8 protein-coding genes are annotated in these 8,565 nt (G+C 65.1%); 3 read left to right on the forward strand and 5 right to left on the reverse strand.

The annotated features are described in order from the left end of the window. Window positions 1–139: 139 nt before the first annotated feature. The 5 genes from IC66_RS0138725 to IC66_RS0138750 form a co-directional block, all read right to left on the reverse strand. Window positions 140–1,246, reverse strand: a complete 1,107-nt coding sequence (locus tag IC66_RS0138725) for a trypsin-like peptidase domain-containing protein (RefSeq protein WP_038951123.1) — start codon at window positions 1,244–1,246, stop codon at window positions 140–142. Between the two features lie 155 nt (window positions 1,247–1,401). Beyond that, window positions 1,402–1,737 carry a hypothetical protein gene (locus tag IC66_RS0138735; protein WP_038951124.1) on the reverse strand — a complete coding sequence of 112 codons (336 nt, stop codon included), beginning with the start codon at window positions 1,735–1,737 and terminating at the stop codon, window positions 1,402–1,404. 86 nt (window positions 1,738–1,823) lie between these two features. Beyond that, window positions 1,824–2,315 carry an Hsp20/alpha crystallin family protein gene (locus IC66_RS0138740; protein ID WP_038951125.1) on the reverse strand — a complete coding sequence of 164 codons (492 nt, stop codon included), beginning with the start codon at window positions 2,313–2,315 and terminating at the stop codon, window positions 1,824–1,826. An 85-nt stretch (window positions 2,316–2,400) separates the two neighbouring features. After that, window positions 2,401–2,859 carry an Hsp20 family protein gene (locus IC66_RS0138745; protein ID WP_028145698.1) on the reverse strand — a complete coding sequence of 153 codons (459 nt, stop codon included), beginning with the start codon at window positions 2,857–2,859 and terminating at the stop codon, window positions 2,401–2,403. Between the two features lie 209 nt (window positions 2,860–3,068). Then, a complete protein-coding gene (locus IC66_RS0138750; RefSeq protein WP_028145699.1) occupies window positions 3,069–4,370 on the reverse strand; it encodes an MFS transporter in 1,302 nt (433 codons plus the stop codon). A 390-nt stretch (window positions 4,371–4,760) separates the two neighbouring features. On the opposite strand from IC66_RS0138750, the gene IC66_RS0138755 reads away from it, so the two are divergent. The 3 genes from IC66_RS0138755 to IC66_RS0138765 are packed head-to-tail and all read left to right on the forward strand — an operon-like array spanning window position 4,761 to window position 8,529. After that, window positions 4,761–5,975, forward strand: coding sequence for an ABC transporter substrate-binding protein (locus IC66_RS0138755; RefSeq protein ID WP_038951126.1), 1,215 nt, complete (start codon window positions 4,761–4,763; stop codon window positions 5,973–5,975). A gap of 8 nt (window positions 5,976–5,983) precedes the next feature. Then, window positions 5,984–7,717: an FAD-dependent oxidoreductase gene (locus IC66_RS0138760; protein WP_038951127.1), complete on the forward strand. Its 1,734-nt coding sequence runs from the start codon at window positions 5,984–5,986 to the stop codon at window positions 7,715–7,717. Window positions 7,718–7,734: 17 nt separating this feature from the next. Next, window positions 7,735–8,529 (forward strand): IclR family transcriptional regulator, encoded by a 795-nt coding sequence (locus IC66_RS0138765; protein WP_028145702.1) that lies wholly within the window; start codon window positions 7,735–7,737, stop codon window positions 8,527–8,529. Window positions 8,530–8,565 lie beyond the last annotated feature (36 nt).

Below are 8,565 nucleotides of genomic sequence, written 5' to 3' on the forward strand. Positions count from 1 at the left end.
TGGGTGAGGTCATCTCGGGTACTCCCTTTGCCTTTGCTTGGGCAGCGTCATGCGCGCCGATCCGGCTGATAGTCGATATTTGGCATGCCAGCAACATGGATCGGCGCCGGCAGCTTGATCGCCGCGCGGCACAAATCTACTAGCGGACGAAACGATCGCCGCCTGCGACAGCACTACTCGTATCGGACGCGGGCGCCACTCTCACGACGATCGCAACCGGTGCGCCATTTCGCGACACCGTGAGCTTCACCTCCTCGCCGACGCGCGCGAGGCCTATCGTGTTGCGGAGTTGGGCTGCGGTGCGAATCGGACGGTCGTCGGCTTTCGTGATGATATCGCCCTTGCGCAGGCCCGCCTGTTGCGCCGGCGAATCCGCCGCAATCTCCGCGACGACGGCTCCCTGGTTCAATCCCTTGTTGACCGAGGGATGCAGGTCCTTCAGAGAAACGCCGATCCGGCCGCGCTCGACGCGGCCCTTGGCGACGATCTGCTCCATCACCTTCCGCGCCATGTTGACGGGAATTGCAAAGCCGATGCCGACATTGCCGCCGGCAGGCGAAATGATGGCCGAGTTGATGCCGACCAGTTCACCGCGCAGGTTGATCAGCGCTCCGCCGGAATTGCCGGGATTGATCGCTGCATCGGTCTGGATGAAGTCCTCATAGCCCTGCTTGCCGAGTCCGGTCCGGCCGAGCGCGCTGACGAGGCCGGACGTCACGGTCTGGCCGAGGCCGAAAGGGTTGCCGATCGCAAGCACGAAGTCGCCGACGTCAAGCGCATCGCTGTCGCCGAAGGACAGCGCCTTGAGCCCGGATGGGTTCTGGATCTGGAGCACGGCAATGTCCGTCGGCGGATCGCGGCCGATGACCTTGGCGGAGAATTGTCGACCGTCCTTGGTTGTGACCTGAACGGCGGAAGTGCCTTCGACCACGTGATTGTTGGTCAGGACATGGCCACGCTGGGCATCGACGATGACCCCTGAGCCGGTCGCGTTGACCTCCTTCTCGATCTGCCTGGGGACGTCGAAGAACTCGCGGAAGAGCGGGTCGCGATAGAGCGGATTGTCCTCGCGAACGCGGCCATGCACGGAGATGTTGACGACGGCCGGCGTCACCTGACGCACGAGCGGCGCCAGCGTGGGCACCGAGCCGCCCGTCTTCAGGTCTGGAATTTGGCCAGCGGCCGGCTGCGATGCCGTGAGCGCGAGCACCAGCAATGCAAGCCAAAGCAAACGCATGACATTCATCTTGGTCACCTGCCGCATGTTCCAATGTGGATGGAAGAACTGGTGGCCTCAGTCACGCGGTGCGGCGACCAAACCGTGCACCGCGAGAAATGGCACGGCGAAGGCCGCCGAGGCTTGGCCGAGCAGCACGAGCGTCAAAACGGTGTGCGTGACGATCATGCGGCGCGCCTCTCTGCGGCGGCCCCGGGCCGTCGCAGCCGCATCGGGGCGCCGCCCCCGCGTGGCGGATCATCATTGTCATTGTCGCCGTCGAGCTTACGCAACGCCGCCAGAACATCGGCAAGCCGGATGGTGTGGCTCATGCCCGGTATCTCGCGCAGCGCGGGACATGATTCGACCGCGTACATGTCGGACGCCCAGGACGACAGGATGATCCGCTTCTCCGGCGCGGAGAGTTCCTCGGCCTTCAGGACGTCAGCGGGCGAACCGTAATGGGCAGCTGGGTGAAACAGCGGATTGAGAGTGCCGGCATTGGTGTTCAGGTTGGTCATCGGTCGTGCCTCCCTCATGCTCCTTTCCAAGGGACCGGTTTGTGGACGTTGGACGGCGGCGCCGACCGCCGCCGTCCCGCTTGATGTCAGTGCGTGTTGATCGCGATGCGCTTGACGCCTTCGCGTGCCTTCTCCGACTTCGGCAGCGACACGGTCAGCACGCCATTACTGAACGACGCCTCGGCCTTGTCCTCCTCGACACCCTCCAGCGGAATCTGCCGCTCGAACGCACCGTAGTAGCGCTCGGTGAAGTACCTGCCTTCGCCGTTGCGCTCGGCTTTTTTCTCGCCGCGGAGGGTCAGGACGCCGCCCGCAATCTCGACCTGAACGTCCTTCTCGGTCAGGCCGGGAAGTTCGGCCGAGACGGTCAGCGTCTTATCGGTCTCGCTGAGCTCGACCTTCGGCCAGTCGAAACGGCCCTCAATCAGCCGCGACAGGATCGTCCCGCCGAAGCCGCGGAAAACGTCGTCGAACAGACGGTTCATCTCGCGATGAAGTGTCAGGAAGGGATCGAAATTGTCGCGCGCAGGCGCGAGGTCCTGTTTCCCTGACCAGGGAATGAGATTACGAAAACCCATTATTCTCTCCTCCATGCATCGGGAGCGCGGACGCGCATCGGCGCGCCGCGTTCCGTCACTGTCTTGATCGAGCGTTGATCGAGCGTCAGGCTGCCTTCTTCTCGATCTGCGATGCCGCAGGAGGGGCGCCCGCGATCGGAATCCGGCGCGGCTTCATCGCTTCCGGAATCTCACGGACGAGGTCGATGATCAGAAGCCCGTCCTGGAACGAGGCCTGCTTCACCTGGACATAGTCGGCCAGGTTGAACACGCGCCGGAACGGACGCGCGGCGATGCCTTGGTACAGGTATTCGCGCGCAGCCGTCTCGGGCTTCTTGCCCTCGATGGTGAGCGCGTTCTGTTCGGCGGTCACGGTGATGTCGTTGGCACCAAACCCCGCCACCGCAAGGCTGATCCGATAATGGTCTTCACCGGAACGCTCGATGTTGTAGGGGGGATAGTTGTCCTCAGTCGTCTGGCGCAGCGTGCTGTCGACGAGGTCGGCCAGGTGGTCGAAGCCGATGGTGGAACGCCATAGGGGCGCGAAGTCAAAACTGGTCCTCATAACCAAGTCCTCCAAAGAGCAAGATGGATACGAAGGAGCGCAAGGCGGGATTTCAGACGGGTCCGAAAGACCAGCCAGGCGCCCGTGCCGGACCCTGTTTTTGGCATCCGGCACACCGCTCTCGCGGCGAGACACGACTTAGAAAATCGCAAGTCGGTTTCAAGGGGCCAGCCCGAAAAATTTTTGGGCCGCCGGGCAGGCGCTGCCCCTCAGGATCTCAGCGCCTCCCGCGCCGTCTCGGGCGCCATCAGCGTCGCGACGATCGTGATGATCGAGAGGGCGATGATGTAGACGGACACGGCCCAGTACGAGCCGGCCCACGCCAGCAGCGCAGTCGCAATCAGCGGCGAGAAGCCGCCGCTCAGCGCCGCCGCGACATTGGCGCCGAGCGAGGCTCCGCTGTAGCGCACCTGGGTGCGGAACAACTCCGGCATGAACGCGGCCTTCGGCCCGAACAGCAGCGCATGGGTCAGCGTCATCGTGACGACGAGTGCCAGCGTGATCAGTGCCGGCTCCTTGGTATCGAGGAACCAGAACAACGGAAACGCCAACGCCACCGAGAACACGCCGCCGGCGAGATACAGCGCTTTGCGGCCGAAGATGTCGGACAGCCAGCCGGCGAGCGGCAGCGTCGCGAATTCGACGAGGGCAGCATAGACCACGGCATCCAGGATCACCTGGCGCGACAGCCCGAGCTTCGTCGTGGCATAGACCACGGTGAAGACGGTGAGGAGATAAGCAAGCCCGACCTCCGACACCGTGATGCCGATCGCCAGCAGAAAGCTACGCCAGTCGCGGCGGAGCACTTCCAGCACCGGCTGCGCCAGCACCTCCTTGCGCTCGACCACCTCCTTGAAGTGCGGCGTCTCCGCGAGCTTGAGCCGCACGATGAAGCCGACACCGACGAGCAGGATGCTGATCAGGAAGGGCACGCGCCAGCCCCAGCTCAGGAAATCGGCTTCGGGCAGCTTGGTCATCAAGCCGAAAATGCCGGTCGATGCGGCAACGCCGACGGGAAAGCCGATCTGCACCAGGCTGCCATAGAAGCCGCGGCGATTGCCGGCATGCTCGATCACCATGACGACTGCGCCGCTCCATTCGCCGCCCAGGCCGATGCCCTGGACGAAGCGCAGCACGATGAGCAGGATCGGCGCCCACACGCCGATCTGGCTGTAGGTCGGCAGGCAGCCGATCAGGAAGGTGCCGAGCCCCATCGCGATCATGGTCGCGACCAGCATGGTCTTGCGGCCGAGCCGGTCGCCGTAATGCCCGATGATGGCGCCGCCGATCGGCCGCGCCACGAAACCGACCGCATAGGTCGAGAACGCCGCCAGCGTTCCGACGAAGGGATCGAAGCTCGGGAAGAACAGCTTGTTGAAGACCAGCGCCGCCGCCGTGCCGTAGATCAGGAAGTCGTACCATTCGATCGCGGTGCCGAGCGCGCTCGCCCACACCACATGCGCCGTCGTCGATTTCTCCGCCGCCGCGGAGACTCCCGTTGCTGCCGTCATGCCCCGCCCCAGAGATTCCGGAGAGCATCATGGCCAATCGTGCCGAGGGTTGCAACCTGCAGGGGTGATGGCTCTCACAGGATAACAACGCGGGATTTTGTGCGCAGGTGTCGCAACATCCTTCATTGCAAGGAGCTCTTGCGACGAAGCAATCCAGGCTGCCTCCGTGGAGAAAGTCTGGATTGCTTCCGCCTTCGCCAAGGCTTCGGCGGACAAGTCGCTGCCCTCGCAATCGCGGGTGCTGAAGCAGCGGTGCCTCCTGTCGTCTCACCCGCCGAGAGGAACCCATCCAGACTCGAATTCACCATTGACAAACTTATTTGCTTATATCTAATTTGTCTCGAGAACAGCCTGCCGCGCCATGCGGCCAATAAAAGAGAGGAAACGACGATGAGAGGGCTTCTGGCCTGCGCCATGCTCGCGGCCATGACTTCGGCAGCCATGACCACAGTCGCCACCGCGCAAGTCTCCGACGACGCGGTGCGGATCGGCGTGCTGACGGATCTGTCGAGCTGGGGCCGCGACAACTCGGGGCCGGGCTCGGTCGAGGCCGCGAAAATGGCGGTGGAAGAATTCGGGCCGACCGTGCTCGGCAAGCCCATCGAGATCATCAGCGCCGATCACCAGATGAAGACCGACGTCGGCGTGCAGATCGTGCGCGGCTGGTTCGACAACGGCAAGGTCGACGCGGTCGTCGACATCCCCAATTCCGGCATCGCGATCGCCGTCCACAACATGGTGCGCGAGCGGGGCAAGGTCGCGCTGCTCTCCGGTCCCGGCGCAAGCTCGCTGACCGACGAGCTGTGCAGCCCGAACACCGTGCACTTCACCTACGATACCTATGCGCTGTCGAAGGTGACGGCCTCCGCCGTGATCAAGGAGGGTGGTAAGTCCTGGTACTTCATCACCGCGGACTACGCCTTCGGCCAGCAGCTCGAAAAGGACGCCACGCGTTTCGTCAATGAGATGGGCGGAAAGGTCCTGGGCGGCGTGAAGCATCCGACCAACACCGCGGACTTCTCCTCCTTCGCGCTCCAGGCGCAAAGCTCGAAATCCGACGTAGTCGCCTTCGCCAATGCCGGCCAGGACACCGACAACGCGATCAAGCAGTCCGGCGAGTTCGGCCTCGTCCAGGGCGGCCAGAAGCTCGTCGGCCTCCTGATGTTCGACACCGACGTGCACGCGATCGGCCTCAAGGCCGCGCAGGGCACCTACATGACCACGGCCTCGTACTGGGCCATGGACGAGGCAACCCGCGCCTGGTCGAAGAAGTTCTACGAGCGCACCAAGGTGATGCCGACCATGATCCAGACCGGCGTCTACGGCTCGGTGCTGCACTATCTCAAGGCCATCAAGGCGGCCGGCACCGACGATTCCACCAAGGTGATGGCCAGGATGCGCGAGCTGCCGATCGAGGATACATTCGTCCACGGCGGCAAGTTGCGCGAGGACGGCCGCGTCATCCGCGACATGTATCTCGCCAAGGTGAAGAAGCCCGAACAGTCGAAGGAGCCGTGGGACTATCTGGACATCGTCAAGACCGTGAAGGGCGAGGACGCCTTCCGCCCGGTCTCCGAGTCCAAATGTCCGCTCCTGAAGAAGTGAGGCCAAGCATGACCGGCGGCGAGCATAGCGCAATTGAGACTTACGAGTGCGATGTGCTCGTGGCCGGATCAGGCTGCTCCGGCATGTCGGCCGCGATCACCGCGCGCCATCGCGGCCTCGACGTGCTGATCGTCGAGAAGGAGCCGCGCTTCGGCGGCACCACCGCCCGCTCCGGCGGCTGGCTCTGGATTCCCGGCACCTCGCTGGCAAAGGCCTACGGCATCGCCGAGACGCCGGAACAGGCCCGCACCTACTTGCGGCACGAGGCCGGCAACAATTACGACGCGGCACGGGTCGATGCATTTCTCTCGGCCGGTCCCGAGGCCGTCGATTTCTTCACCACCAAGACCGCGCTCCGCTTCGACATGCCGCTGGTGTTTCCCGACTATCACGCCGAAGCACCCGGCGGCGCGCAAGGCGGGCGCTCCATGGTGACGCGCCCGTTCGACGGCCGCGAGCTCGGCGACCTCATCAAGACGCTGGGCATGCCGCTGCCGGAGCTGACCGTGTTCGGCATGATGCTGGGAAGCGGCAAGGAGATCATCCACTTCATGCGGGTGACGAAGTCGCTGACTTCCGCGGTCTACGTCGCCAAGCGCTTGTCGCGTCACCTGATGGACGTGCTGCGCTACGGCCGCGGCATGACGTTGACCAACGGCAATGCGCTGGCCGGACGGCTGGCGAAATCCGCGCAGGATCTGAAAATTCCGATGTGGCTGTCCTCGCCGGTGCGCGAGCTGACGGTCGAGAACGGCGCGGTCACCGGCGCGATCGTTTCGCGCGAGGGACGCAACGTGCGCGTTCGTGCAAGGCAAGGCGTGGTGCTGGCCTGCGGCGGCTTCCCGCATGATGTGGAGCGGCGCAAGAAGATGTTTCCGCACGCGCCGACCGGCAGCGAGCATTTCTCGCCGGGGCCGACCGGCAACACCGGCGATGGACTGCGTCTTGCGGAGCGCGCCGGCGGACATATCGAGGATCGCCTGCCGAACGCGGCGGCCTGGGTGCCGGTGTCGCTGACCACGCGTAAGGACGGCTCGAAAGGCGTGATGCCGCATTTCATCGACCGCGCCAAGCCGGGCGTGATCGCGGTGATGCGCGACGGCCGGCGTTTTGCCAACGAAGGCAATTCCTATCACGACTTCGTCCAGGCCATGGTCAAGGCGGCCAAGCCCGGCGAGGAGATCGCGGCCTATCTCGTCTGCGATCACAAGACGCTGCGCAAATACGGCCTCGGCTGCGTGCCGCCCTTCCCGATGCCGCTGGGTCATCACCTCGATACCGGCTATCTCATGCGCGGCGATACGCTGGAGGCGCTCGCGGCGAAGGCCGGCATCGACGCGGCGGCGTTCATCGACACCGCCAGGCAGTTCAATGCCACCGCGCCGCAAGGCCATGATGCCGCCTTCGGCAAGGGCTCGAAGGCCTATAACCGCTACCAGGGCGACGCGATGCACGGCCCGAACCCCTGCGTCGCGCCGATCGAGAACGGGCCGTTCTATGCCATCAAGATGGTGGTCGGCGATCTCGGCACCTATGCCGGCATCGTCACCGACGAGAGCGCGCGGGCGCTCGATGCCGAGGGCCGCGTCATTCCCGGGCTCTATGCCGCCGGCAACGACATGGCGAGCATCATGGGCGGCAATTACCCGGGGGCCGGCATCACGCTTGGGCCGGCGCTGACCTTCGGCTACATTGCCGGGCGTCATCTCGCCGACAGCGCCGCCAAGCGCGACGCGGCCTAAGCCACGCCAGGAGGCGCATGAAGAGGGAAAGCCGCGGCATCCAGTCCATCGAGGTCGGCGGGGAGCTGCTCCGCGCGCTCGCAAGGTGCGGCGAGCCGATGATGCTGCGCGATCTCGCGCGCGAGGCCGGCATGTCGCCGGCCAAGGCGCATCCTTATCTCGCCAGCTTCTCCCGCATCGGGCTGATCGAGCAGGACGAGACCACCGGCCGCTACGAGATCGGCGCGCTGGCGCTGGAGCTCGGCCTGATCAGCCTGCGCCGCCTCTCCGGCGTGCGCATCGCAAGGCCGAAGATCGCCGCGCTCGCGAGCCAGATCGGACATGCGGTCTCACTGGCAGTCTGGGGCACGTACGGCCCGACCGTCGTCCAGCTCGAAGAGCCGGCCCAGCCGGTCCACATCGTGATGCGCGCGGGGTCGGTGATGGCGCTGCTGGAGACGGCCACCGGCCGCGCCTTTGCGGCGTTCCTGCCGGAGAAGACCATCAACGCCGCGCTGGAGAGCGGGCTCGATCGTCACGGCGTCGGCTACAATCCGAAGCGCACCGTGAAGGGCCCGAAGGTCGCCGAGATGCTGACCGAGGTCCGCAAGCACGGCCTCGCCCGCGCGCTCGGCGATCCCCTGCCCGGCGTCAATGCGTTCTCGGCCCCCGTGTTCGATCATTCCGGCCATGTCGCGCTGGTCATCACGGCGATGGGGCCGGAAGGCACGTTCGATGCGCGCTGGGACAGCCCGATCGCGCATGCCTTGCGCGACTGCGCCGGCGCTATCTCGAAGCGGCTGGGCTACGGGATGACGGTTGCGGCGGAGTGAGGCTGTCAGATGCGCCGTCATGGCCGGGCTTGTCCC

The sequence above is a fragment of the Bradyrhizobium genomosp. III genome, from assembly GCF_000261705.1.
Taxonomy (GTDB): Bacteria; Pseudomonadota; Alphaproteobacteria; order Rhizobiales; family Xanthobacteraceae; genus Bradyrhizobium; species Bradyrhizobium ottawaense.

Excerpts from the sequence above, each read along its gene's own strand:
- IC66_RS0138725 (WP_038951123.1), bottom strand. The coding sequence starts at position 1,246 with ATGAATGTCATGCGTTTGCTTTGGCTTGCATTGCTGGTGCTCGCGCTC.
- IC66_RS0138735 (WP_038951124.1), bottom strand. The coding sequence starts at position 1,737 with ATGACCAACCTGAACACCAATGCCGGCACTCTCAATCCGCTGTTTCAC.
- IC66_RS0138740 (WP_038951125.1), bottom strand. The coding sequence starts at position 2,315 with ATGGGTTTTCGTAATCTCATTCCCTGGTCAGGGAAACAGGACCTCGCG.
- IC66_RS0138745 (WP_028145698.1), bottom strand. The coding sequence starts at position 2,859 with ATGAGGACCAGTTTTGACTTCGCGCCCCTATGGCGTTCCACCATCGGC.
- IC66_RS0138750 (WP_028145699.1), bottom strand. The coding sequence starts at position 4,370 with ATGACGGCAGCAACGGGAGTCTCCGCGGCGGCGGAGAAATCGACGACG.
- IC66_RS0138755 (WP_038951126.1), top strand. The coding sequence starts at position 4,761 with ATGAGAGGGCTTCTGGCCTGCGCCATGCTCGCGGCCATGACTTCGGCA.
- IC66_RS0138760 (WP_038951127.1), top strand. The coding sequence starts at position 5,984 with ATGACCGGCGGCGAGCATAGCGCAATTGAGACTTACGAGTGCGATGTG.
- IC66_RS0138765 (WP_028145702.1), top strand. The coding sequence starts at position 7,735 with ATGAAGAGGGAAAGCCGCGGCATCCAGTCCATCGAGGTCGGCGGGGAG.